The organism is Cellulomonas denverensis (assembly GCF_012396125.1).
GTDB classification, from domain to species: Bacteria; Actinomycetota; Actinomycetes; order Actinomycetales; family Cellulomonadaceae; genus Cellulomonas; species Cellulomonas denverensis.
Genome location: NZ_JAAXOX010000017.1, coordinates 23,523 through 47,883, shown reverse-complemented (window position 1 = coordinate 47,883; position 24,361 = coordinate 23,523). Strand labels below are relative to the sequence as shown.

General features: G+C 73.7%; 24 protein-coding genes and 1 riboswitch. Of the genes, 12 read left to right on the top strand and 12 right to left on the bottom strand.

Annotation, left to right across the window (positions count from 1 at the left end):
- The first annotated feature begins 344 nt into the window (after positions 1-344).
- The 3 genes from HGA03_RS17990 to galK are packed head-to-tail and all read left to right on the top strand — an operon-like array spanning position 345 to position 3,564.
- The gene (locus HGA03_RS17990) at positions 345-1,139 is read left to right on the top strand and encodes a DeoR/GlpR family DNA-binding transcription regulator (protein ID WP_168631672.1); all 795 of its coding nucleotides are present in this window, start codon (positions 345-347) and stop codon (positions 1,137-1,139) included.
- A 47-nt stretch (positions 1,140-1,186) separates the two neighbouring features.
- Entirely contained in the window at positions 1,187-2,338 is a 1,152-nt protein-coding gene (gene galT, locus HGA03_RS17985) for a galactose-1-phosphate uridylyltransferase (protein WP_168631677.1), read from the top strand.
- A complete protein-coding gene (galK, locus tag HGA03_RS17980; protein WP_168631671.1) occupies positions 2,335-3,564 on the top strand; it encodes a galactokinase in 1,230 nt (409 codons plus the stop codon). Before galT ends, galK begins: the two co-directional genes overlap by 4 nt.
- Positions 3,565-3,566: 2 nt before the next feature.
- Here galK and HGA03_RS17975 read toward each other — a convergent pair whose 3' ends face one another.
- Positions 3,567-4,067 carry an ArsR/SmtB family transcription factor gene (locus tag HGA03_RS17975; RefSeq protein ID WP_168631670.1) on the bottom strand — a complete coding sequence of 167 codons (501 nt, stop codon included), beginning with the start codon at positions 4,065-4,067 and terminating at the stop codon, positions 3,567-3,569.
- Between the two features lie 52 nt (positions 4,068-4,119).
- Here HGA03_RS17975 and HGA03_RS17970 point away from each other — a divergent pair, with 52 nt between their 5' ends.
- Both HGA03_RS17970 and HGA03_RS17965 read left to right on the top strand, forming a co-directional pair.
- The gene (locus HGA03_RS17970) at positions 4,120-5,382 is read left to right on the top strand and encodes an MFS transporter (protein WP_168631669.1); all 1,263 of its coding nucleotides are present in this window, start codon (positions 4,120-4,122) and stop codon (positions 5,380-5,382) included.
- Between the two features lie 33 nt (positions 5,383-5,415).
- On the top strand, positions 5,416-6,582 hold the full coding sequence (locus HGA03_RS17965; RefSeq protein ID WP_168631668.1) for a hypothetical protein: 1,167 nt from the start codon (positions 5,416-5,418) through the stop codon (positions 6,580-6,582).
- On the opposite strand, the gene HGA03_RS17960 is transcribed toward HGA03_RS17965, so the two are convergent.
- Positions 6,583-7,386, bottom strand: coding sequence for an exodeoxyribonuclease III (locus HGA03_RS17960; RefSeq protein ID WP_168631667.1), 804 nt, complete (start codon positions 7,384-7,386; stop codon positions 6,583-6,585).
- 70 nt (positions 7,387-7,456) lie between these two features.
- On the opposite strand from HGA03_RS17960, the gene HGA03_RS17955 reads away from it, so the two are divergent.
- Positions 7,457-8,674: a MalY/PatB family protein gene (locus HGA03_RS17955; protein WP_239073659.1), complete on the top strand. Its 1,218-nt coding sequence runs from the start codon at positions 7,457-7,459 to the stop codon at positions 8,672-8,674.
- Between the two features lie 47 nt (positions 8,675-8,721).
- Here the strand turns inward: HGA03_RS17955 and HGA03_RS17950 are convergent, their stop codons facing one another.
- Together HGA03_RS17950 and glyA are read right to left on the bottom strand one after the other, a co-directional pair.
- The gene (locus HGA03_RS17950) at positions 8,722-9,600 is read right to left on the bottom strand and encodes a bifunctional methylenetetrahydrofolate dehydrogenase/methenyltetrahydrofolate cyclohydrolase (protein ID WP_168631666.1); all 879 of its coding nucleotides are present in this window, start codon (positions 9,598-9,600) and stop codon (positions 8,722-8,724) included.
- Position 9,601: 1 nt separating this feature from the next.
- Positions 9,602-10,891, bottom strand: coding sequence for a serine hydroxymethyltransferase (gene glyA, locus HGA03_RS17945; protein WP_168631665.1), 1,290 nt, complete (start codon positions 10,889-10,891; stop codon positions 9,602-9,604).
- A gap of 60 nt (positions 10,892-10,951) precedes the next feature.
- A riboswitch (ZMP/ZTP riboswitch) is annotated at positions 10,952-11,040 on the bottom strand.
- A gap of 95 nt (positions 11,041-11,135) precedes the next feature.
- Between glyA and HGA03_RS17940 the strand changes: the two genes are divergently transcribed.
- Positions 11,136-11,753: a GyrI-like domain-containing protein gene (locus HGA03_RS17940; RefSeq protein ID WP_168631664.1), complete on the top strand. Its 618-nt coding sequence runs from the start codon at positions 11,136-11,138 to the stop codon at positions 11,751-11,753.
- 4 nt (positions 11,754-11,757) lie between these two features.
- Here the strand turns inward: HGA03_RS17940 and HGA03_RS17935 are convergent, their stop codons facing one another.
- A complete protein-coding gene (locus HGA03_RS17935; protein WP_168631663.1) occupies positions 11,758-12,270 on the bottom strand; it encodes a GNAT family N-acetyltransferase in 513 nt (170 codons plus the stop codon).
- Between the two features lie 75 nt (positions 12,271-12,345).
- Between HGA03_RS17935 and purU the strand changes: the two genes are divergently transcribed.
- Positions 12,346-13,248 carry a formyltetrahydrofolate deformylase gene (gene purU, locus HGA03_RS17930; RefSeq protein ID WP_168631662.1) on the top strand — a complete coding sequence of 301 codons (903 nt, stop codon included), beginning with the start codon at positions 12,346-12,348 and terminating at the stop codon, positions 13,246-13,248.
- Positions 13,249-13,270: 22 nt separating this feature from the next.
- On the opposite strand, the gene HGA03_RS17925 is transcribed toward purU, so the two are convergent.
- Entirely contained in the window at positions 13,271-14,050 is a 780-nt protein-coding gene (locus tag HGA03_RS17925; protein ID WP_239073657.1) for an ATP-binding cassette domain-containing protein, read from the bottom strand.
- Positions 14,051-14,094: 44 nt separating this feature from the next.
- On the bottom strand, positions 14,095-15,279 hold the full coding sequence (locus HGA03_RS17920) for an ROK family transcriptional regulator (protein WP_168631660.1): 1,185 nt from the start codon (positions 15,277-15,279) through the stop codon (positions 14,095-14,097).
- 295 nt (positions 15,280-15,574) lie between these two features.
- Here HGA03_RS17920 and HGA03_RS17915 point away from each other — a divergent pair, with 295 nt between their 5' ends.
- Together HGA03_RS17915 and HGA03_RS17910 are read left to right on the top strand one after the other, a co-directional pair.
- Positions 15,575-15,769, top strand: coding sequence for a hypothetical protein (locus tag HGA03_RS17915; RefSeq protein ID WP_168631659.1), 195 nt, complete (start codon positions 15,575-15,577; stop codon positions 15,767-15,769).
- The gene (locus HGA03_RS17910; protein ID WP_203767568.1) at positions 15,766-16,143 is read left to right on the top strand and encodes a type II toxin-antitoxin system death-on-curing family toxin; all 378 of its coding nucleotides are present in this window, start codon (positions 15,766-15,768) and stop codon (positions 16,141-16,143) included. Before HGA03_RS17915 ends, HGA03_RS17910 begins: the two co-directional genes overlap by 4 nt.
- 58 nt (positions 16,144-16,201) lie before the next feature.
- On the opposite strand, the gene HGA03_RS17905 is transcribed toward HGA03_RS17910, so the two are convergent.
- Positions 16,202-17,419 carry an NADP-dependent isocitrate dehydrogenase gene (locus HGA03_RS17905; RefSeq protein ID WP_168631658.1) on the bottom strand — a complete coding sequence of 406 codons (1,218 nt, stop codon included), beginning with the start codon at positions 17,417-17,419 and terminating at the stop codon, positions 16,202-16,204.
- A 166-nt stretch (positions 17,420-17,585) separates the two neighbouring features.
- On the opposite strand from HGA03_RS17905, the gene HGA03_RS17900 reads away from it, so the two are divergent.
- Positions 17,586-18,632 (top strand): aquaporin, encoded by a 1,047-nt coding sequence (locus HGA03_RS17900; protein ID WP_168631657.1) that lies wholly within the window; start codon positions 17,586-17,588, stop codon positions 18,630-18,632.
- 77 nt (positions 18,633-18,709) lie between these two features.
- On the opposite strand, the gene HGA03_RS17895 is transcribed toward HGA03_RS17900, so the two are convergent.
- Positions 18,710-19,078, bottom strand: coding sequence for a DUF3017 domain-containing protein (locus HGA03_RS17895; RefSeq protein WP_168631656.1), 369 nt, complete (start codon positions 19,076-19,078; stop codon positions 18,710-18,712).
- A gap of 49 nt (positions 19,079-19,127) precedes the next feature.
- Here HGA03_RS17895 and HGA03_RS17890 point away from each other — a divergent pair, with 49 nt between their 5' ends.
- Positions 19,128-20,372 (top strand): NAD(P)/FAD-dependent oxidoreductase, encoded by a 1,245-nt coding sequence (locus HGA03_RS17890; RefSeq protein ID WP_239073656.1) that lies wholly within the window; start codon positions 19,128-19,130, stop codon positions 20,370-20,372.
- Positions 20,373-20,385: 13 nt separating this feature from the next.
- Here the strand turns inward: HGA03_RS17890 and HGA03_RS17885 are convergent, their stop codons facing one another.
- The 3 genes from HGA03_RS17885 to purH all read right to left on the bottom strand — a co-directional run bounded on the left by HGA03_RS17885 (position 20,386) and on the right by purH (position 24,340).
- Positions 20,386-21,492 carry a VanZ family protein gene (locus HGA03_RS17885; protein ID WP_168631655.1) on the bottom strand — a complete coding sequence of 369 codons (1,107 nt, stop codon included), beginning with the start codon at positions 21,490-21,492 and terminating at the stop codon, positions 20,386-20,388.
- A gap of 111 nt (positions 21,493-21,603) precedes the next feature.
- On the bottom strand, positions 21,604-22,608 hold the full coding sequence (locus tag HGA03_RS17880) for a DsbA family protein (RefSeq protein WP_168631654.1): 1,005 nt from the start codon (positions 22,606-22,608) through the stop codon (positions 21,604-21,606).
- A gap of 112 nt (positions 22,609-22,720) precedes the next feature.
- Positions 22,721-24,340, bottom strand: coding sequence for a bifunctional phosphoribosylaminoimidazolecarboxamide formyltransferase/IMP cyclohydrolase (purH, locus tag HGA03_RS17875; protein WP_168631653.1), 1,620 nt, complete (start codon positions 24,338-24,340; stop codon positions 22,721-22,723).
- Positions 24,341-24,361 lie beyond the last annotated feature (21 nt).

Below are 24,361 nucleotides of genomic sequence, written 5' to 3'. Positions count from 1 at the left end.
GTCCGCCGGGATCGGCGGCGGGGCGCACGGCGACGGCGGCACGATCATCATCCGTGGCGACGCGGACGTGACGGCCGAGGGCGCCCAGTTCGGCGCGGGCTCGGGGCGGGGCGGCGCGGGCTCGGGGCGGGGCGGGGCGGCACGGTCTCGGGGCGGCGCGGGACGGCACGGTCTCGCGGGGCGGCTGCGACCTCGGGACGGGACAGGATGGCTGCGGCCTCGGCGCCGGGCGGCGCGCGACGCCGAGGTCCCGGCGGGGCGCGGCGTCGTTCCCGGGACGGCAAGGCCACCCGACGCAGAGGCGCGTGTTGGTTCTTGTTCGGTTGTGGTGGATACTGTCACTCGTGCTGGCCAGTCAGAGACAGGATCGGATCGTCGCCGAGGTGCGCGGCCGGGGTGCGGTGCGGGTCGCCGACCTGGTGGAGCTGCTCGACGTCTCGGAGATGACCGTGCGCCGGGACATCACCGAGCTCGACCGCGCGGGCCTGGTCCGCCGGGTGCACGGCGGTGCGGTCGCCCCGGACACCCTGGCCCGGCCCACCGACGAGCCCGGGTTCGAGGCCAAGAGCGCCTGGGCCACCGCGGAGAAGGAGTCGATCGCGGCCCTGGCCGCCCAGGAGATCACCCCGGGCCAGGCGGTCGCCCTGTCCGCCGGGACCACCACCCACCTGCTGGCCCAGCGGATCGCCGCCGACCCCGAACTGCGCCCGCTGACGGTGGTGACCAACTCGCTGCCGGTGGCCGAGACCCTGCACCGCGCGGCGCCGGGCACCGGACCGCTGGACGTGATCCTGACCGGCGGTTCACGCACCCCCTCCGACGGCCTGGTCGGCCCGGTCGCGGACGCCGCGCTGGCGACCCTGCGGGTGGACCGGCTGTTCCTGGGCGTGCACGGCCTGGACGCCAGCGGGCTGATGACCCCGAACCTGGCCGAGGCCGCCACCGACCGCGCCCTGCTGCACGCCGCCGCGGCGACCACCGTGCTGGCGGACCACACCAAGTGGGGCGTGGTGGGCCTGGCGCACATCGCCGCGCTGGACGCCGTGGACACCGTGATCAGCGACGACGCCCTGCCCACCGAAGCCCGGACCGCCCTCGCCGAGGCGGGCTGCGTCCTGCGAACCAAGGAGCACCAGTGACCGATTCGACCCTGCTGACCCCCGGCGTGCGCCGGACCCGGACCTCGATGGCGGACGGCCGGGACCTGTTCTACTTCGACGACTCGGCCGAGTACGTCAGCGGGGAACGGGTGCGCCGGCTGGACGACCCGCGGCCGCTGCCGGACCGGTTCGCCCCGGTGGTCGGCGAGGACGGCGTGGCCCGCCCGGTCACCGGCCCGGAGCTGCGCCGCGACCCGCTGACCGGTGACTGGATCCCGATGGCGGCGCACCGGATGAACCGGACCTTCCTGCCGCCGGCCGACGCCAACCCGCTGGCCCCGGCCCGCCCGGGCGCGGCGTACCAGGACGGCGAGATCCCGGACACCGACTACGACGTGGTGGTGTTCGAGAACCGCTTCCCGTCGCTGATGGCGGTGCCGGGCGTGCCGGACCAGGTCACCCTGCGCGACGGTGAGGAGCTGTGGCCCACCCGCCCGGCGGCCGGTCGCTGCGAGGTGATCTGCTTCAGTTCGGACCCGACTGCCTCGCTGCGCACCGTCTCCCCCACCCGGATGCGCACCATCATCGAGGCGTGGGCCGACCGCACCGCACACCTGGGTGAGCTGCCCGGTATCGAGCAGGTCTTCGCCTTCGAGAACCGCGGCAAAGAGATCGGTGTCACCCTGCACCACCCGCACGGCCAGATCTACGCCTTCCCGTACCTGACCCCGCGCACCCAGGCGATGCTGACCCAGGCCCGCGAGTACGCCGACCGCACCGGGCGGCTGCTGGGCCGGGACGTGCTGGATGCCGAGCTGCGCGCCGGCGAGCGGGTGGTGCTGGCCTCCGAGCACTGGGTGGCCTACGTGCCGTTCGCCGCGCGCTGGCCGGTGGAGGTGCACCTGGCGCCCCGGCGCGACGTGCCGGACCTGCCCGCGCTGACCGACGCCGAGCGCGCCGACCTGGCGGTGACCTACCTGGAGCTGCTGCGCCGGCTGGACCTGTTCTTCGAGGAGCCGGACGGCACCCCGATCCCGCTGCCGTACATCTCCGGCTGGCACCAGGCGCCGGTGCGCACCGGGCGGGAGCTGTCCCGGCTGCACCTGCAGCTGTTCTCGGTGCTGCGCGCGCCGGGCAAGCTGAAGTACCTGGCCGGGGTCGAGTCCGGGATGGCGGCCTGGATCAGTGACACCACCCCCGAGCGGATCGCCACCCGGCTGAAGGAGCTGGCCCGATGACCACCACCACCTGGGTCGCCGCCTGGGACCGTGCCGACGGCGCCGAGCGCGCCCGCGCCCTGTTCGCCGAGCAGTTCGGCGCCGAGCCCGCCGGGGTGTGGTCCGCCCCCGGCCGGGTCAACCTGATCGGCGAGCACACCGACTACAACGGTGGCCTGGCGCTGCCGTTCGCGCTGCCCCATCGCACCTATGTCGCGGTGCGACCGGCGACCGGCGACCGGATCCGGCTGGTGTCCGCGCAGGAGGCGGGCGTGCGCGAGGTCGACCTGGCCGCGGTCGCCCCCGGCACGGTCGACGGCTGGCCGTCCTATGTCGCCGGGGTGGCCTGGGCGCTGCGGCAGGCCGGGCACCCGGTCGGCGGCTTCGACATCGCGGTGGACTCCTGCGTGCCCTACGGCTCGGGGTTGTCCTCCTCGGCGGCGCTGGAGTGCGCGGTCGCGGTCGCGCTGGACGCGCTGAACGGGATCGGCCTGGCGGGCACCGACGCCGGCCGGACCACGCTGACCGCGCTGTGCGTCCGGGCCGAGAACGAGATCGCCGGCGCGAACACCGGCGGGATGGACCAGGCGGTGTCGCTGCGCGGCCGGGCCGGGCACGCGCTGGAGCTGGATTGCCGGGACGACTCGGTGCGCCAGGTGCCCTTCGACCTGACCGGGCACGACCTGGCCCTGCTGGTGATCGACACCAAGGCCGAGCACTCGCACGCCGGTGGCGAGTACGCCGCCCGGCGCGCGGACTGCGAGCGGGCCGCCGAGCTGCTCGAGGTCGGCACGCTGCGCGAGATCGGGCCGGACGACCTGGGCGACGCGCTGGCCACCCTGGCCCGGGTGACCGGCCCGGAGGGCGCGGACTCGGCGCTGGCCGAGGTGCTGGTCCGGCGGGTCCGGCACGTGGTGACCGAGATCGGCCGGGTGCAGGAGTTCGTCGCCCTGCTGGAGGCCGGCCGCCTGACCGAGGTCGGCGCCGCGATGGACGCCTCGCACGCCTCGCTGCGGGACGACTACCAGGTGTCCTGCCGGGAGCTGGACCTGGCGGTGGAGACCGCGCGGGATGCCGGTGCACTGGGCGCCCGGATGACCGGTGGCGGCTTCGGCGGCTCGGCGATCGCGCTGGTCCCGGCCGCCGCGGTGCAGCCGGTGGCGACCGCGGTGGCGGAGGCGTTCGAGGCGGCGGGTCTGCGCGCCCCGGCGTTCCTGGTGGCCACCGCGGAGGGCCCGGCCGCCTGAGCTCACATCCGCCCGGCGTCCAGGTGCAGGGCGAACAGGATCGAGTACGGGTCGCCGTCCGCGGTGGGCTCCCGGTCGGCCAGTTCGGCGAAGAACTCGTCCACCCGGCGCATCAACTCCGCGTGCTCGTCGGGTGACAGCCGCACGCCCAGCCGGGTCATGACCACCGAGTCCTCGGGCGCCTCGGCCAGCTCCTCCAGGAAGGCGTTGAGCATCACCTGCTGTTGGCCGGGGAACTCCGGCACCCGCCAGGACCGGCCGGTGGCCCGGTAGGGCACCTCCCGCGAGCCACGCGGGCCCCGGCGCACCGGCTCGGCGGCCAGGAAGCCCCGGTCGACCAGGGTGCGCACGTGGTGCAGCACGGTCGCCGGGTTCTTGCCCAGGCGCTCGGCGATCTCCCGGTTGGTGTGCGACTCGTCCAGGCAGATCCGCAGGATGCGCAGCCGCAGGGTGGAGGCCAGGGCGCGGGCGTCGGCATCCGGGTCGGGTGCGGGTTCGGTCATGTCGCCATCCTACTGATTGACATTTCCCAATCAGTCGCGGCACCCTACTGACGTGACCTCCCCGCACCGCTCCCTGATCCACCACGCCGACTTCCGCCGGTTGTGGGTGGGCGATGCGCTCGGTCAGCTCGGCGCCCAGCTCACCGGCCTGGCGCTGCCGATCCTGGCGGTGCGGCACCTGGACGCCACCGAGGCGCAGATGGGCCTGCTCACCGCCGCCGAGACCGCCGCGTTCCTGGTGATCGGCCTGCCGGTCGGCGCCTGGGTGGATCGGATGCGCAAGCGCCGGGTGCTGATCCTGGCCGACCTGGTCCGGGCAGCGACCCTGGCGGTGGTGGTCGGCCTGGCCCTGACCGGGCATGGGTCGATGCCGGTGCTGTACGCGGGCGCCCTGGTGATCAGCGCCGCCTCGGTGTTCTTCGACGTCTCGCACCAGTCCTACGTGCCGGGGCTGGTCGGCCTGGACCACATCGGCGAGGGCAATGCCAAGCTGCAGGCCACCCAGTCGGTGGCGATGGTGGTCGGGCCGGCACTGGGCGGCGCGCTGCTCCGGGTGATCAGCGCGCCGGCGGTGATCGCGGTGAATGCGGTCACCTACCTGCTGTCCGCGGTCGCGGTCGGCCGGATCCGCCAGTCCGAGGTGTTGCCGCCGCCGCACACCCGGCGACCGCTGCGCACCGAGGTCGCCGAGGGACTGCGCTTCGTGCTGCGCGAGCCGCTGCTGCGCCGGATCGTGGCCTGCACCGGGATCGGCAACCTGTTCTCCGCGGTGTCCAACGCGCTGGTGGTGATCTACGCCCTGCGGGTGCTCGGCCTGGACGAGGCCGCCTACGGCACGGTGCTGTCCGCCGGTGCGGTCGGCGGGCTGATCGGGGCGGCGATCTCGGACCGGCTCGGCCGGTGGGTCGGCGAGGGCCGGATCATCCCGCTGTCCGCAATCGCCTTCGTGCCCGGCACGGTGCTGACGCCGCTGGCGATCACCCTGCCGGTGCCGCCCCAGCTCACCCTGATCGTGGGCGGGTTCTTCTTCTCGTTCTCGGTGGTGGTCTACAACGTGGCCCAGGTCAGCTTCCGGCAGCGGCTGTGCCCGCCGCCGCTGCTGGGCCGGATGAACGCGTCGGTGCGGTTCCTGGTCTGGGGCGCGATGCCGCTCGGTGGACTGCTCGGCGGCTGGCTGGGCCACGTGTTCGGCGTGCTGCCCACGCTCTGGATCGCCGCCGGCGGCACCGCGCTGTCCGTGCTGCCGGTGTTGTTCTCCCCGCTGATCCGGCTGCGCGAGCTCCCCCGGCCGGCCGAGGCGACCGCGGAGCTTTGAGCGATACCTCCCTGAACAGGCAGGATGGGCGACATGCTCCGCCTGTTGCTCTCCGCCGTGATCGGCATGTTCGTCACGTCGGTGATCCTCACCGTGACCGAGATCGACGACCGGCACTGGGGGTGGCTGCCCGCGACCGCGATCACGATGACCGTGCTGCTGGTCGTGGTGAGTATCGGCCGCAGTCTGGCCGGTGGTGCCGCACCCATCAAGGACGTGGACGCCGCCGACCGGGAGGGCCGGGTGTTCCTGGCGAAGGTGCTGGACGTGCGCGCCACCGGCAGCTCGGTCAACGACAACCCGATCTGTGAGATCCAGCTGCTCGCCCAGCCGCGGAACCGGGCCGCGTACCAGACCTCCACCCGCGCCCTGGTCAACCTCGGCCGGCTGCCCAGCCTGCAGCGCGGGGCGATCGTGGTGGTCGGCCAGCCGGACGCCGAGCGGCCCGAGCTGACGCTGCTCGACCCGCCGCCCGCGCACTGGCAGCGGCTGGCCGACACCGACACCCGGCTGCGGGCGACCGAGTCCGCGCCGGAGTGGACGGTGCCGCCGGCCCGGGGCCGTGACCGCCGGGGCCTGCTGCGGATCCCGGCCGCGCTGCTGGTGGTCGCCTTCGCCGCCGGGGTGGCGATCCGGGTCTGGCCGGTCCGGGAGGACGCCTGGGCGGTGGCCACCGGCACCCCGGTGGAGCAGGTGCAGGCGGAGGCGGCCGAGGCCGAGGCACAGGCCCAGTCGATCTTCCCGGCCGACCGCACCCAGCGGGTGATCGACGACCTGGTCGCCGCCGCCGGGGTCACCGAGTTCACCTCGATCACCCTGTTCCGCACCTACGCGGTGGCCGACGCCCTGACCAGCCCCGGCGCCACCACCACCGACAGCTGGACCTGGCGGGACGGCGAGGCCCAGCACCAGGGCGCCGAGCTGATCCAGTCCGACCCGGCCGACCTGCCGGACGAACTCTTCGACGCCACCGCCGTGGACTGGTCGCTGGTGGCGGGCCTGGTCGCCCAGCTGCCCGAGCTCACCGGCATCGACGACCCCGAGCCCACGGTGTACGTGTCGCGGACCAGCGGCGGTCCCGCGATGTTCGACCTGAGCACCGCCGACGACTACCACGACGCCTGGATCACCGCGGACGCCACCGGGCAGATCGTCGCGATGCGCAGCGGCGCCCCCGGCGCACCGTCCGCGCAGGGCTGATCAGACCCGGTAGTCCACCAGCACCGGAGCGTGGTCGCTCCACCGCTCGTCGTAGGTCGGCGCCTTGTCGATCTCCACCGAGGCGACCTTGTCGGCCAGCCCCGGCGTGGCGAGCTGGTAGTCGATCCGCCAGCCGGCGTCGTTGTCGAAGGCCTGTCCGCGCCAGGTCCACCAGGTGTACGGGCCGGGACCCTCACCACCGTGCTCGCGGCCCAGGTCCCGCCAGCCGAGCTCGTCGAACCACCGGTCCAGGTAGGCGCGCTCCTCGGGCAAGAACCCGGCGTTCTTGCGGTTGGTCCGCCAGTTCTTCAGGTCGACCTCGCGGTGGGCGATGTTGAGGTCACCGGCGACCACCACGTCCTGCCCGGAGCCGATCAGCTCGGCCAGCCGCTTGGTCACGATGTCCAGGAAGGCGTACTTCTCGTCCATCTTGGGCGTGCCGGCCTGGCCGGAGTGGATGTACGCCGACACCACGGTCAGGCTGCCGCCGCCGGGCAGCTCCAGGTCGGCCTCCACCCAGCGCCCGGTGTCCACCGGCACCCCGGTGCCCAGGCCGATCCGGATCGCGCTCATCGGCAGCCGGGAGGCGATCGCCACCCCGGCCCGGCCCTTGATCTCGCAGGCCTCGTGCGCCAGATCCCACTCGGCGGTAGACAGGAAGTCGCTGAGGATCTCGTCCGGGGCGCGCACCTCCTGCAGCAGCATCACGTCCGGGCGCCGCGCGGCCACCCAGTCGCCCATCCCGCGCTTGTAGGCGGCGCGGATCCCGTTCACGTTCGCAGTCGCAACCAACACGGTGCCCATCCAACCTCACGCCACCCACACCACGGACCACACCTGGCGAGCGGTGGGCCGGTGGTGGTGTGATGCCCGGGTGACCTTCACCACCGATGCCGACCTGCGCACGCCCGATCAGCTCCGCGACGGCGGCAGCCTGAAGTGGACCGCCTTCCCCGGCATGATCGGGGCGTTCGTGGCGGAAGCCGACTTCGGCACCGCCCCGGCGGTCACCACCGCCCTGCACGCCGCGGTGGACGGCGGCCGGCTGGGCTACCCCGCCCCCGGTGACATCGCCGCCACCTCGGCGGCCTTCGCCGGCTACGCCGAGGCGCAGTACGGCTGGCGGGTCGAGGCGGAACGGGTGCGGCCGCTGCCGGACGTGTTCACCGCGTTCCGGGCCGCGATCGAGCAGTTCACCTCGCCCGGCGCCGCGGTGATCCTGCCCACCCCGGCCTACATGCCCTTCCTCACCCTGCCGGCCTCGCTCGGCCGCCGGGCGATCCAGGTGCCGCTGGTCGAGCACGACGGCCGGCTGGAGCACGATCTGGACGCGATCGCCCGGGCGTTCGACGACGGCGCCGAGCTGCTGCTGCTCTGCAACCCGCACAACCCGACCGGCCGGGTGCTGGACGCCGAGGAGCTGTCCGGCATCGAGCGCGTGGTGCACGCCCACGATGGCCGGGTGTTCGCGGACGAGATCCACGCCCCGCTGGTGCTGCCCGGTCGCGCGCACCTGCCCTACGCCGCCCTCGGCCCGGTCGCGGCCGGCCACACCCTGACCGCGACCTCGACCAGCAAGGCGTGGAACATCCCCGGGCTGAAGGCCGCCCAGCTGGTGCTGAGCAACGACGCCGACGCCGAACTGTGGGCCCGGATCGGCGAGGAGTACGAGAAGAGCACCGGCACCCTGGGCCTGATCGCGTCGGCCGCCGCGTACACCGATGGCCGGGACTGGCTGGCCGAGGCGGTGGACTACCTGGACGGCAACCGGCGGCTGTTCGCCGAGCTGGTCGCCGACCGGCTGCCCGGGGTCCGGTTCACCCCACCGGAGGGCACGTACCTGGGCTGGTTGGACTTCCGGCACACCGCCCTGGCCGATCGGCCGGCACATCGACTGGCGCGCGAGGCCGGGCTGCGGCTGACCGAGGGCGCCGACTGCGGGGAGATCGGCGCCGGCTTCGCCCGGATCACGCTGGCCACCCCGCGACCGGTGCTGCGCGAGATCGCCGACCGGATCGCGGGCGTGCTGGGCTGGGCCGGATCAGCCGCGGGCCTGTGCCCGCTCGATCAGCGCCGCCACACCACCCGCTGACGCACCACGACGTCCGGGACCGGAGAACGGCCCCGGACGTCGTGGTGTCAGGCGGAGCGCTCGGCGGACTCCACCACGTTGGCCAGCAGCATCGCCCGGGTCATCGGGCCCACCCCGCCGGGGTTCGGCGAGCGCCAGGCGGCGATCTCGGCCACGTCGGGGTGCACATCCCCGGCGATCCGGCTCTTGCCGGTCTCCGGGTCGGTCACCCGGGACACGCCCACGTCGATCACCACGGCGCCGGGCTTGACCAGGTCCGGCGTGACGATCCCCGGCACCCCGGCGGCGGCGACGATCACGTCCGCGTTCCGGGTGTGCTCGGCCAGGTCCTCGGTGCCGGTGTGGGTCAGGGTGACGGTGGCGTTCACCGCGCGCCGGGTCAGCAGCAGCCCGATCGACCGGCCCACCGTGGTGCCCCGCCCGATCACCACCACGTCCGCCCCGGCCAGCTCGATGCCGTGCCGGGTCAGCAACTCGATGATCCCGCGCGGGGTGCAGGGCAGCGGGGAGTCGATCTCCTCGTTCACCCGCAGCACCAGGCGGCCCAGGTTGGTCGGGTGCAGGCCGTCGGCGTCCTTGGCCGGGTCGACCAGCTCCAGCACCCGGTTGGTGTCGATCCCGCGCGGCAGCGGGAGCTGGACGATGAACCCGGTGCAGGCCGGGTCCGCGTTCAGCCGGGCGACCGCGGCCTCGATCTGCTCCTGGGTGGCGTCGGCCGGCAGGTCCTCCCGGATCGACGCGATGCCCACCTCGGCGCAGTCCCGGTGCTTGCCGGCGACATAGGACACCGAGCCCGGGTCCTCCCCCACCAGCAGGGTGCCCAGCCCGGGCCGGACGCCCTTCGCGGCCAGGGCGGTGACCCGCTCGGCCAGTTCGGCCTTGATCGTCGCGGCGGTGGCCTTGCCGTCCAGGATCCTCGCGGTCATCTCAGTACTGCTTCAGGCCGGGGTAGAGCGGGAAGGCGTCCGCGAGCTTGGTCACCCGGGCCCGCAGCGCCTCGACGTCGGCCGACGCACCGTCGGTGAGCGCGGTGGCGATGATGTCGGCGACCTCGCTGAACTCGGCGTCGCCGAAGCCGCGGGTGGCCAGCGCCGGGGTGCCGATCCGCAGACCGGAGGTCACGCGCGGCGGCCGCGGGTCGAAGGGCACCGCGTTGCGGTTCACCGTGATGCCGACGTCGTGCAGCAGGTCCTCGGCCTGCTGGCCGTCCAGCTGCGAGTTCCGCAGGTCGACCAGCACCAGGTGCACGTCGGTGCCGCCGGTCAGCACGGACACGCCCGCGGCGGCGACCTCGGGGGCGACCAGCCGGTCGGCGATGATCCGCGCGCCGTCGATGGTGCGCTGCTGGCGGGCCTTGAAGTCCTCGCCGGCCGCGATCTTGAACGACACGGCCTTCGCGGCGATGACGTGCATCAGCGGGCCACCCTGCTGGCCCGGGAACACCGCGGAGTCGATCTTCTTGGCGTACTCCTCGCGGCTGAGGATGAAGCCGGAGCGCGGGCCGCCGATCGTCTTGTGCACGGTGGAGGAGACCACGTCCGCGTAGGGCACCGGCGACGGGTGCAGGCCCGCGGCGACCAGGCCGGCGAAGTGCGCCATGTCCACCCAGAGCTTGGCGCCCACCTCGTCGGCGATCTCGCGCATCGCGGCGAAGTCCAGGTGCCGCGGGTAGGCCGACCAGCCGCCGATGATCACCTGCGGGCGGTGCTTGAGCGCGGCCTCGCGGATCGCCTCCGGCTCGATCAGGAAGGTGTCCGGGTTCACGCCGTAGGCGCCGACGTCGTAGAGCTTGCCGGAGAAGTTGATCTTCATCCCGTGGGTCAGGTGCCCGCCGTGCGCGAGCTCCAGGCCCAGGATCCGGTCGCCCGCGTTGGCCAGCGCGTGCAGCACGGCGGCGTTGGCGGTGGCACCGGAGTGCGGCTGGACGTTGGCGTGCTCGGCGCCGAACAGCTCCTTGGCCCGGGCGATCGCCAGGTTCTCGGCGATGTCGACCTGCTCGCAACCGCCGTAGTACCGGCGACCCGGGTAGCCCTCGGCGTACTTGTTGGTCAGCACCGAACCCTGGGCCTGCAACACGGCGCGGGGGACGAAGTTCTCGCTGGCGATCATCTCCAGCGTGCTCTGCTGGCGGGTCAGCTCACCGTCCAGGACGGCGGCGATCTCCGGGTCGACCTGGTCCAGGCCCTGGTCCAGCAAGGGGGTGTTCTCGACGCTCATGCCTCTCCTCGAGTCACGTGCGCGGTCGACACGACCGCACACCGGTGGTGTGGTCATCGACCGGCGGGCCCAGGCGGGCGACCCGACGTCAGTGATGCTGGTGCCGCTCCCCGGTGGTGACCACCAGTGCGCCAGTTGCGACAGCGTGACCCTAGCAAGTCCGCGCGCTCCGCCGCTCCCCGCCGCCCGGTTGACCCTGCCACCGTGTCAGCCTGTGGGATCGGGGCATGCGGAAGGACGGATGATGCGGATCGATCTCCAGCGCGAGCGCCGGGACCTGTACCGGCCCGGAACGGCCGACTTCACCGAGGTGGTGGTGCCGCCGACCACCTATCTGGCGGTGGACGGCCACGGTGACCCGAACAGCTCGGCCGAGTACGCGGCGGCGGTGTCCGCACTGCACACCGGCGGCTACGGCGTGCGGGCGGCGGTGAAGGCGCGCACCGGATCCGACTTCGTGGTCGGGCCACTGTCCGGGCTGTGGTCGGCCGAGGACCCCACGGCGTTCGCCACCGGGACCAAGGGCGACTGGGACTGGACGATGCTGATCCCGCTGCCGGACCTGGTCGCCGAGCCGGACATCGAGTCCGGGCTGGCGACCGCGGCACGCAAGAAGCCGGAGCTGCCGCTGGACCGGGTGCGACCGCTGTCGCTGGACGAGGGCCGGTGCCTGCAGATCATGCACGTGGGGTCCTACGACGACGAGGCGCCGACCCTGGCCCGGCTGCACGAGGAGGTGATGCCGGACCGTGGACTGACCTGGAACGGGCGGCACCACGAGATCTATCTGGGTGACCACCGCCGGGTCGCGCCCGAGGCACGGCGCACCGTGCTGCGGCAGCCGGTGCGCCCCGTGGACTGAGCGGTCAGGACGCGACCGGGTCGCCGTCCACCCGCTCGTCGTCGCCCATGATCCGGCGCAGGTAGGCGTAGGTCAGGTCGCCGACGGTCTGGTCGTGCTCGTGGGTGTAGCCGTGCTTCTCGTACAGAGCCAGGTTGTGCACCGAGTCCCGCCCGGTGAACACCCAGACCTCCTCCACGTCCGCGGGCATGTGCGGCAGGATCGCGAGCAGCAGCTTCGTGCCGATCCCGTGGCCCTGCTGGTCCGGGGCGACCGCGAACCGGCCCAGGGTGGCCTTCTTCCCCTCGAACACCACCCGGATCGAACCGACCATCCGGTGCCCGGCCCAGGCGCCCAGGGTGACCACGCCGTCCTTGGCCAGATCGGCACGCAGCTCGCTGAGGGTCTGGGTCAGCGGCGGGATGTTCGGGTCGTTGTACTGCTGGGCCTCGGTGACGAAGGCGGCGCGGCGGAGCGTGAGCAGCTCACCCGCCTCGGCGTCGTCGACGGGTCGGATGGTCACCTCGGTCTGGCTCATGCCCCCATCGTCTCAGCCCGGTGGCGGGCTCGACCACCCGGAGGTCCCGTCTGTGGACAACTCCCGCCGGGCGGGATGCCCACGGGTACCCTCGCGGACGTGTCGACCTCGCCCGCAGCCACCCCCGCCACCTCCGGCACCTCCTGGGTGCTCTCGCTGTCCTGCCCCGACCAGCCCGGCATCGTCGCCGCGGTCGCCGGACTGCTCGCGGAGCACGGCGGGAACATCACCGAGTCCCAGCAGTTCGGCGACCCGCTGTCCGGGCTGTTCTTCATGCGGGTGGAGGTCGCGGCCACCGCGCCGCGGGCCGAGCTGGAGACCGGGCTGACCGCGCTGGCCGACCGGTTCCGGATGACCTGGTCGCTGGACGTGGCCGGCCGGCCGATGCGTACCCTGATCCTGGGGTCGACGGCGGCGCACTGCGTGAACGACCTCGCGTTCCGCCAGCGCTCGGAGGGTCTGCCGATCGACATCGTCGGCCTGGTGTCGAACCACACCTCGCTGGCCGACCTGGCCGCGTTCTACGGCATCGACTTCCACCACGTGCCGGTCACCCGGGACACCAAGGCGGCCGCCGAGGCCCGGCTGCTGGAGCTGGTCGCGGAGCTGGACGTCGAGCTGGTGGTGCTGGCCCGCTACATGCAGATCCTGTCCGACGACCTGTGCCGCGCACTGTCCGGCCGGGTGATCAACATCCACCACTCGTTCCTGCCGTCGTTCAAGGGCGCCCGGCCCTACGCCCAGGCGCACGAGCGCGGCGTGAAACTGATCGGCGCCACCGCGCACTACGTGACCGGCGACCTGGACGAGGGCCCGATCATCGAGCAGGACGTCGAGCGGGTGGACCACAGCCGCTCGGTGCAGGACCTGGTGGCGCTGGGCCAGGACGTCGAGCGCCGGGCACTGGCCCGGGCGGTGCGTTGGCACGCCGAACACCGGGTGCTGCTGGACGGGCACCGCACGATCGTCTTCCGCTGACCCGGCCCGCCGAGCCCCGGGCCTAGAGGACCGTCGACCCCGGCCGGATCGAGCGCCCGTCCGGGGTGATCCCGGTGATCGCCGCGATCAGGTCCTCGTAGGAGGCGTGCTCGGCGTCGAAGTCGCCGTTCACCCGGCCGAGGCGCAGCACCACGATCCGGTCCGCCACCGCCTGCACGTCCACCATCGAGTGGCTGATCATCACCACGCCCAGCCCGGCCTCCCGCAGCCGTTCGACCAGGTTCAGTACCTCGGCGGTCTGCGAGATGCCCAGCGAGGCCAGCGGCTCGTCCAGCACCACCACCCGGGGCTGGCCGACCAGCGCCCGGGCCACCGCTACCGCCTGCCGCTGCCCGCCGGACAGCGAACTGAGCGGGGCGTGCACCGACGGCACCCGGGCGGCCAGCTGGTTCAGCACCTCCCAGGCACGCTTCTCCATCAGCCGCTCGTCCAGGAACCCGGCCCGCCGGATCTCCTGCCCGAGGAACAGGTTCTGCACCACGTCCAGGTTCTCGGCCAGCGCCGGGTCCTGGAACACCGCGGCCACGCCCAGTTCCCGGGCCTCCCGGGTGTTGGTCAGCGTGACCCGCTGCCCGTCCAGTTCGATCCAGCCGACCTGCGGGGTCAGCGCCCCGGACATCACCCGGGCCAGGGTCGACTTGCCCGCGCCGATGTCGCCGACCACGGCGACCACCTCGTGCGGGTGCACATCCAGGTCCACGTCGACCAGGGCGCGCACCGACCCGTACTGATAGGACACCCCGCGTACCGACAGGGCGGGCGTGCTCGTCCGTGAGGGCACCGGTCCTCCTCCGCTGCGTCCGTGCTGCGTGTGCGCGTGGGTGGTCATCCTGCCACCACCAGTGATCCGGCCACGCCCGCATGATCCATCGCCAGGGCCAGCGCCCCGCGCACCTCGGCCTCGGTGCCGAGCTCGGTGGCGACCACCTCCACCGGCCCGACCGTGCTGGGCAGCACCCGCTGGGCCAGCACGGACCGGAAGGTGTCCAGCAGGATCGGCCCGGCCTCGGCCAGTCGCCCGCCGACCACCACCACCTCCGGGTCCAACAGGTTGCAGGTGTCCGCCGCCGCCACCGCCAGTAGCCGGCCGGCGTCGGAGATCACCCGGCGGCAGCCCGGGTCGCCGTCCTGGGCGCGGGCGATCACGTCCGCCAGGGTCAGGTGCCCGTGGCTGGACTCCAGCATCCGCAGCAGGGCCGGGGCACCGATCATCGCGTCCAGGCAGCCCCGGTTGCCGCAGCGGCAGATCGGCCCGTTCTCGTCCACGGTGATGTGCCCGAACTCCCCGGCGGCACCGGCCCGGCCGTGCACCAGCCGCCCGCCGACGACCAGCCCGGCGCCGACCCCGTGCGACACCTTGAGGTAGACCACGTGCTGACGGCCGACCGCGGCACCCTGGCGCAGTTCGGCCAGCGCGCCCAGGTTCGCGTCGTTGTCCACGTACACCGGTGCGCCCAGCCGCCGCTCCAGCACCTCGCTGACCGAGACCCCGTCCCAGCCGCGCAGCACCCCGGCCGACACGATCCGCCCGGTGGCCGGGTCGACCGGTGCGGGCACCCCCACCCCGATCGCCATCAGCTCCGGCAGCGCGGCGTCCAGGCTCTCCACCAGCTCGGCGATCAGCAGCGCGGCGCGTTCCAGCCCGGCGTCCGCGCGGTGCTCGGGCGGCAGCGGCATCCGCTGCTCGGCCAGGATCTGCTGCCCGGCGTCGGCGATCGCCACCCGCAGCGACCGGGAGCCGAAGTGCACCCCCGCGACCAGGCCGAGGTTCCGGGCCAGCGTCACCTGCTGGGCGCGACGGCCACTGCGGATCGAGGAGGAGGTGTTCAGCACACCGGCGGAGGTGAGCTCCTTGACGATGTTCGACACCGTGGCGGGTGACAGCCCGGTGACACCGGCCAGCTCGACCTGCGTGAGGGAGCCACGCTGCTGGACGGCGCTGACGATCCGGGCGCGATTGGCTTCACGGAGCGAAGACTGCGATCCCGGGGTCACCCGATCAGTGCCCACCCCAGGAGGATAGCGCCGCGGGATCGCCGGGCGGCACCACCTAGGTCTTGAATTCGAGTCGTGACGGCATGACCGGTCACCGATCACCCGCGCCTCCACCAGCCGCGCGAGCCGGTCGCCCCCAGCCAGTTCGGCCAGCGAGAGCGGTGCGAAGTGGGTACTGTCCGGCAACCCAATCCCGTCTCGCGCCACACAAGAGGGCGTCGATCCCGCGTGCACACCGCACACCGGGCGGGCTGCGGGGGCCACCGCTACCCAGGTACCATCGTGGTATCACGTGACCGAGGAGGTACGCATGGCCCGCACGCTCCGCCTGTCGGACGAGGTCGAACGCACCGTCGCCACCCTCGCCGCCGCCGAGGACATCTCCCAGAACGAACTCATCAGCCGCGCGGTCCAGGACTACGCGGCGAAGCGCTCCAGCGTCCGAGACGCCCTGTTGGCCGAGATCGTCGCCGAGGACGCGGCGATCCTCGATCGGCTGGCGTGAATACCGTCCATCTGGGTCCGGAGGATCTGCTCGCCGCCGCGCGCGCCTTCCTCGGCACCGAGCCGGTCCTGCGCGATCCGGGCGGCCTGGTCGCTGCGGCGGCCCAACCAGCGACCAGCTGGGAGGGTGTCCCGCTGTATCCCTCGCTGGACGAGAAGGCCGCCGTGTTGCTGGTCGGCGTGGTCTCCCACCACCCGCTGCTGGACGGCAACAAGCGGCTCGGCTGGGTGTCCACCCGCCTGTTCTACGCCCTCAACGGCCGGCGGCTGTCGATGCCCGTGGACGACGCCGTCGAACTGGTGCTCGCGGTCGCGGACGGCTCGATCCGCGAGGTCCGGGTCATCGCCGCGCGACTGGCTGCAGCCACCTCCTGACGACGACGGCCCCGCCCCGGGGCGATCCGGGACGGGGCCGCGACAGGCGGTCGGGCGGTCAGCCCAGGCGCGCCGCCAGGTTCTGGTCCAGCGCGGCGAGGAAGTCCTCGGTGGTCAGCCAGGCCTGCTCCGGCCCGACCAGCAGCGCGAGGTCCTTGGTCATCTTGCCGGACTCGACGGTCTTGACCACCACGTCCTCCAGGGTCTCCGCGAAGGTGACCACCTCGGGGGTGCCGTCCAGCTTGCCGCGGTGCTTGAGCCCACCGGTCCAGGCGAAGATCGACGCGATCGGGTTGGTCGAGGTCGGCTTGCCCTGCTGGTGCTGGCGGTAGTGCCGGGTGACGGTGCCGTGCGCGGCCTCCGCCTCCACGGTCTTGCCGTCCGGGGTCATCAGCACCGACGTCATCAGGCCCAGCGAGCCGAAGCCCTGCGCCACGGTGTCGGACTGCACGTCACCGTCGTAGTTCTTGCAGGCCCAGACGTAGCCGCCCTCCCACTTCATCGCGGAGGCGACCATGTCGTCGATCAGCCGGTGCTCGTAGGTCAGGCCCCGCTCGGCGAAGGCGTCGGCGAACTCGGTGTCGAACACCTCCTGGAAGATGTCCTTGAACTGGCCGTCGTAGGCCTTGAGGATCGTGTTCTTGGTGGACAGGTACACCGGGTAGTTCCGCTGCAGGCCGTAGGCGAAGGACGCCCGGGCGAAGTCGCGGATCGACTCGTTGAAGTTGTACATGCCCATCGCGACGCCGCCGGACTCCGGGTAGGTCACGACCTCCTGCCGGATCGGCTCGGAGCCGTCCGCCGGGGTGTAGGTCAGGGTCAGGGTGCCGGCGCCGGGCACCTTGAAGTTGGTCGCCTTGTACTGGTCGCCGTGGGCGTGCCGGCCGATGATGATCGGCTTGTTCCAGCCCGGCACCAGCCGCGGGATGTTGCTGATGATGATCGGCTCGCGGAACACCACGCCGCCGAGGATGTTGCGGATCGTGCCGTTCGGGGAGACCCACATCTTCTTGAGGCCGAACTCCTCGACCCGGGCCTCGTCCGGGGTGATGGTGGCGCACTTGACGCCGACACCGTGCTCCTTGATCGCGTTCGCCGCGTCGATCGTCACCTGGTCGTCGGTGGCGTCGCGGTTCTGGATCGACAGGTCGTAGTACCGCAGGTCGATGTCCAGATACGGGTGGATCAGGCGGTCCTTGATGAACTGCCAGATGATCCGCGTCATCTCGTCGCCGTCGAGCTCGACGACCGGTCCCTGCACCTTGATCTTGGCCATGGGCGCCAGATTACTTGACGTCGAGATACTTCGGGGGCGCCGGCCGGTTGCCAGGCAGCGCACAGGCGGTGCTGGCATGCTGAGTGGTCGGGTCCGCGCCAGGTGCGCGACCCAGCGCCGCGGCCTCCCACCGCGGCCCACCACGCTCACGAACGACGGGATCACCATGTCGCAGGAGAAGCCCGGGACCCCCGAGGAGCCGAAGGCTCCCGAGGACCAGCCGGAGACCACCCCCAGCACCGCCGCGGACGAGGCCACGGCCGTCCCCGCCGAGGAGGTGCCGGTCGCCCCGGTCGCCCCCGGCGCCGCGGCCCAGGCGGGCTACGGCGCGGCCGCGGGCTACGGCCTGAGCACCGCCCCGGCCACCGAGGTCGAGGACTACCCGGTGATCACCGCGGCCCGCGCGGACGGACCCTCGCTGGGCGCCCGGATCGGTGCCGAGGCCCTGGGCACCTTCGTGCTGCTGCTCGCCGGCCTGGGCACCGCCCTGTACGCGTCGGCCAGCGGGGTCGGCACCCTGGGTTCCGCACTGGCCTTCGGTCTGGGCGCGGGCGCCGCGCACCTGATGGTCGGCGCCGTCTCCGGCGGGCACTTCAACCCGGCGATCACGCTGGGCTCGGTGCTGGCCGGGCGGACCCGTGCCGCCCACCTGGCGCCCTACTGGGTCGCCCAGCTCATCGGTGGCGCGCTGGCCACGGCGGTGCTGTACGTCACGATGACCCAGCTGCCCGAGCTGGAGACCATCCAGCGCCAGTTCTTCGCCGGAGTGGCGAACGGCTACGACACGCACTCCCCGCTGGCCGCCGCCACCAGCACCGGCGAGGGCTTCAGCCTGCTGGCCGCCCTGCTGGTCGAGGTGGTCGTCACCGCGGTGCTGGTCGGGGTCGTGCTGAGCCTGACCGGCCGGGCCCGCCTCGGTCGCGGTCAGGCCGCCGCCGGGTACGGCGCCGCACTGGCGGTGGCCGTGCTGATCGCCACCCCGATCACCAACGCGGGCCTGAACCCGGCGCGGAGCATCGCCGCGGCGATCTTCTCCGAGAGCTGGGCCTGGGGTCAGATCTGGGTGTTCATCGTCGGCCCGCTGGTCGGTGGCCTGCTGGCCGCGCTGCTCTACCGCGGCTTCGGCGGCGGCGCGGAGGAGGACGAGCTGGACGAGGAGCTCGCCGACGACGTGCTGATCGAGGAGGAGGTCGTGGTGGTCGAGGGCCGCTGAGCCCACTCACCCACGCCCGACGGGGGCGGTTCCGCTGCGGCGGGGCCGCCCCCTGTCGCGTCCGGGGCGCCGCGCGGTCAGGGCAGGATCTGGGCCAGCGCGCCGATGCCCAGCGCCAGGACGCTCAGCACCAGGACGTCCACCGCGCGCTTGCGCACCACCAGCACCGCCGGCCCGGGCCCGCGGACCACCGCCCGCACCACGGCGCACACCGCCAGCAGCGCGGCGAACAGGGTGGCGCCCAGCGCCGGTCCCCAGACCAGCGCGGCGGCCACGCAGGCCAGCACGGCGCCGGCCACCGTCCACAGCGAGGCGTTCCGGCCCGCCTCCAGCGACGCGCGGGCGATCTCCCGCGGATCGAGCGGCTGGCCGTCGGGGCCGAAGCGCGCGTCCGGGTCCTCCAGCAGCGGATCGGCCGCGGACTGACCGGGGGTGGTCGGGGTCACGGGGCTGCTCCCTTCGGTTCGAGCCGTCGTCGAGACTACCGTGACCGGGGTGAGCGCAGCCGACCACCCCGCAGCCCGCCCTCCCGCCCGCATCCTGGTCGTCGGCGCCGGACTGGCCGGCGCGCGCACCGTGCTGGAGCTGCGCCGCCAGGGTTACCGCGGCTGGATCGGCCTGCTGGGCGCCGAGCCGGTACCGCCCTACGACCGCCCGCCGCTGTCCAAGCACCTGCTCGACCGGCCCGCCCCGGCCTGGCTCGCGGACGAACTGGATGCCGACGCACTCGCCGCGGCGGACGAGGTCCGGCTCGCGACCGCCGCCACCGGGCTGCACCTGGACCCGGACGGCGTGCGGGTGCGCCTCGCCGGGGCGGACGACCTGACCGCCGATGCGGTGGTGATCGCCACCGGCTCGGTACCGATGAACCCCTGGCCGGCCGCCCGGGTGCTGCACACCGCCACGGATGCCGAGGCACTGCGCGGTGCACTGGCCACCGCCCGGCGGCTGGTGATCATCGGCGCGGGCTGGATCGGCGCGGAGGTCGCCGGGGTGGCCGCGGCGGCCGGCACCGAGGTGACCGTGCTGGAGGCGCTGGCCGGGCCGCTGCCGGTGCTCGGCGCGGTCGGCGAACTGACCCGGCCGTGGTGGGAGGCCGCCGGGGTGCAGCTGCGGACCGGGGTCCGGGTGGCCACGGTGGACGCCGCCGGGGTGTCCCTGGAGGACGGCAGCCGGGTGGACGGCGACCTGGTGCTGGCCGCGGTCGGCGCGCGACCGGCCACCGACTGGCTGGACGGCACGCTGCCGCGTGACCTGGACGGGTCGGTGCGGGTGGACGAGCACCTGGCGCCGGTCGGCGTGCCCGGGGCGGACCGGGTCCGGCTGGTGGGCGACGTGGCCCGGCGGCGCTCGGCCCGGCACGGCTGGGTCGGCGGCGGGCACTGGGACGCCGCGCTGCGCGGGCCGGCGGTGGCGGTCGCCTCCCTGCTCGGCGAGCCGGTGGCCGAGGACCCGGCGCCCTACGTGTTCTCCACCCAGTTCGGCCGCGAGCTGGCGCTGTACGGCGAACCCGGCCGGTCGGACGACCTGGTGCTGCGCGGCGACCCGGCGGGCGGCGACGGCTGGACCGCCCTGTGGTTCGCCGCCGGCTCCGACCGGCTGACCGCCGTGTTCACCGTCGACCGGCCCCGGGATGTGGCGGGCGCCCGCCGGTTGTTCGCGGCCGACCGGTTGCCGGAGCTGGACCCGGTCCGGGCGAGCGACCCGGAGCTGCCGCTGAAGTCCGCGGTGCGCGCCTGACCGCCCGGATCGCTCAGGTCCGGGCCGGCTCACCGACCGGGTTGCGGGCGTCGACCAGCTCGGCGCCGGTCAGGGCGTAGGACAACCCGCGGTGGCCGCGGCTGAACGGCACCGCCAGCACGGTCACGAGCACGAAGATCACCAGCACCAGGCCGGTCCCGTCCAGTGCGCTGAGCAGCCCCCACCCCGCGGCGCCGAAGAACCCGCGCAGCGCGCGCCGGGGCAGGCTGCCGTGCACCAGCGCGCCGGAGGCCGACCGCCAACGCGGTTCCAGCCACATCGCCCGCTGGCCGAGCGAGGCACCGGAGCCGACCAGGGGCGGCAGCCAGAGCAGCACCGCCGCCGGGAACCAGGTGCTCACCAGCGCCGGGGCCGCGATCTCCCGGCCGTCGATCAGGTGCGCGGCCAGGCCCCAGCCGATCCCGAGGGCGGCGCCCAGCACCAGCACCGACACCACGTCCACCAGCATCCCGAGCCACCGGCGCAGCGTGCTCACCGGTCGCGGTGCACCGCGGTCGCGGGCCAGGTCGGCCGGCCGCGGCATCCAGCGCAGCACCAGCGGGGCGGCCAGCGCACCGAGCAGCGCACCCAGGGTGTTGGTCATCAGGTCGTCCACGTCGCCGATCCGGTACGAGCAGCCGATCAGCCCGAACACCCCGGTGTACTGGGTGACCTCGATCGCCAGCGACGCCAGCGCCCCGGTCAGGGTGGACCGCAGCACGCCCCAGCCGGCGAACCCGCGGGCGAAGATGCCCCAGGGCAGGAACAGCAGGACGTTGAACACCACCTGCAGCACCGCGGCGCTGCGCAGCGTGGCGGCCAGGCTCATCCCGGCGGTGTCGCGCCGGATGTCCGCGACGAACTGGAACGGGTGCAGTTGCGCGCCGCCGACCCCGTGCTCGGCGCACCAGAGGGTCAGATCGCCGGAGGGCAGCGGCAGCAGGGTGTAGGCGACCAGCGCCGTGCCGTACACCGCGAGCGCCGCGGTCCCGATCAACCGCAGCACGCTCAGCCGCCCGTACCGCCGGCTCTGCCACACCACCGCCGGCAGGAACAGCGCCGCGAACAGCAGCAGTCCACCGACCACACCGACCCAGGCCGGCCAGGTCCATCTGTCCATGCCCGTCACGGTACGGAGCCGGGTGGGGGCACCGCGTCGGCCCGGCGGATCGGGTAGGTGTCCCCCGCCGGTCGGAGCCGGGTGCTGCCGCTCCGACCGGGGGTGGAGGGGTTACTCGCCGGCGGTCGCCTCGTCGGTGGGGTCGGTCGTGGGCTCGGCGGTCGGTTCGGCGGTCGCCTCCGCCTCGGCCTCCTCGGCCGCTGCCTCCTCGGCCAGCCGTTCACTGACCTCGGTGATGAACTCGATCAGTGCGTCGTTGTCGTCCAGCGCGCCGGTGTACTCCTCCCCCGCGACCAGCACCACCGGTGCCGACCCGGACACCCCGGACCGCTCGGTGGCGTCCTGCACCCAGGGCTGGAAGGTGTGCCCGGTGATGCAGTCGGCGACCGTGGTGTCGGTGATGCCGGTGCCCTGGACCAGGCTCACCAGCTCGTCGTCGGTGAGTCCCTCGGCCGCCAGCTCCGGCTGGGCGTCCAGCAGTGCGGTGTGCACGCTGAGGCCGGTGTCCGGCACGATGTCGGCGACGCAGGCCAGGGCGTTCGCGGCCCGCACCGAGTAGTCGCCGGTGGTGTCCAGGGTGGCCGGGTCGGACGCGGTGGCCGTGGCGGTGGGCGTGGGGGCCGCGACCGAGGTCCCGTCCAGCACCGCCACCGGGTGCACCTCCAGCGTGGCGTAGCCCTGGGTCACCCAGCTCTCGATCGCCTCGCCGTTGGCTGCCCAGAAGCTCTGCGCCTCCGGCGAGCGGTAGTCCAGGGTGAGCGTCAGGTCGACCACCCCGCTGCTGCGATCGACAGCCGTGGCCACCGGCTCGGCGCCCGGTTGCAGGGCCGCGGTGGTCGCCGCGGTGATCGCGCTGCCGTCACCGGAGAACACCAGCCCGTCGCTGAGCATGTTCTGCGGTCCGAGGTGGGCGGCGCGGGCGGAGGCCTGCACCGCCAGCACCGCGACCACCCCGGCCGCGACCACGGTCAGCCCGGCCCCGGTCCAGCCCAGCCGCTTGTTGCGCCGCCGCCGGGCCTCCTCCCGCTCCCGGGCGATCCGGGCCAGCTCCCGGGCGACGATCCGTCGCTCCTTCTTGGGCAGCTTCTTCAGCTCGGACCGACTGGGGATGCTCACACTGTGCTCCTGGGATCACGGCCGACTCTGGCGTCGGATCGAGTCGAGCCTGGCCCGGCACCCTGACGACCGACTGGGGTGAACCTGGGTCCCGGCTGTGAAGGCGCCCGGGTCAGTGCGCGAAGTGCCGGGTCCCGGTCAGGTACAGCGTGACCCCGGCGGCCGTCGCCGCGGCGATGACCTCCTCGTCCCGGACCGAGCCACCCGGCTGCACCACCGCCCGCACCCCGGCGTCCAGCAGCACCTGCAACCCGTCGGCGAACGGGAAGAAGGCGTCCGAGGCGGCCACGGCACCCCGGGCCCGCTCGGTGTCACCGCCGTTCGCCCGCTCCACCGCCAGCCGGCAGGAGTCCACCCGGTTCACCTGGCCCATCCCGACCCCGACCGACGCGCCGTCGGCGGCGAGCAGGATTGCGTTCGACTTCACCGCCCGCACCGCGCGCCAGGCGAAGGCCAGGTCGGCCAGCGTCGCCGGGTCGGCCGCCTCGCCCGCCGCCAGGGTCCAGGTCTGCGGGTCGTCGCCGGGGGCGTCGATCCGGTCGGACTCCTGCACCAGCGCCCCACCGCTGATCGGGCGCAGCTCGGTCCCGGCACCCGGCACCCCGTCCACCACCAGCAGCCGGAGGTTCTTCTTCCGGCTCAGGATCTCCAGCGCCTGCGGGTCGTAGCCCGGCGCGACGACGACCTCGGTGAACACCGGCGCGATCTGCTCGGCCAGCGCCACCGTGACCACCTGGTTCGCCGCGATCACCCCGCCGTAGGCCGAGACCGGGTCGCAGGCGTGCGCCTTGGCGTGTGCGTCGGCGATGTCGGTGCCGACCGCGATCCCGCACGGGTTCGCGTGCTTGATGATCGCCACCGCGGGGCCGTCGTGGTCGTGCGCGGCCCGCCAGGCGGCGTCGGCGTCCACGTAGTTGTTGTAGCTCATCGCCTTGCCGTGCAGCTGGGTGGCGGTGGCCAGGCCGCTCGCCCCGGCGGTGGTGTAGACCGCCGCGCGCTGGTGCGGGTTCTCCCCGTAGCGCAGCACGTCGGCCCGCTGCCAGGTCGCCCCCGCGAAGGCCGGGAAGCCACTGCCCTCGTCGGTCGGCGCGCCCACCGAGCCCATCCAGGACGCGACCGCCACGTCGTAGGCGGCGGTGTGCGCGAATGCCTGCGCGGCGAGCCGGCCCCGCTCGCCGAGGGTGAAGCCGCCGGCACGGACCGCGGCGACCACCTGCTCGTAGCCGGCCGGGTCGACCACCACCGCCACGCTCGGGTGGTTCTTGGCGGCGGCCCGCACCATCGACGGCCCGCCGATGTCGATCTGCTCCACGCACTCGTCCGGCGTCGCACCCGAGGCCACGGTCGCGGTGAACGGGTAGAGGTTGACCACCACCAGCTCGAACGGCGCCACCCCGAGCTCGTCCAGCTGCGCCAGGTGCTCCGGGCGGCGGGTGTCGGCCAGGATCCCGGCGTGCACCCGCGGGTGCAGGGTCTTGACCCGGCCGTCCAGGCACTCCGGGAACCCGGTCAGTTCCTCCACCCGGGTCACCGGCACCCCGGCGGCCGCGATGGTCGCGGCGGTCGACCCGGTGGACACCAGCTCCACCCCCGCCTGGTGCAGGGCGGTGGCCAGCTCGGTCAGCCCGGTCTTGTCGTAGACCGACAGCAGCGCGCGGCGGATCGGGCGGCGGGTGCCGGCGGCCTCCCGGTCGGCGACGGCGGGCAACGAGGGCAGGGCGGCGTGGGACATGGTCTCCTCCTGGCGGGACGG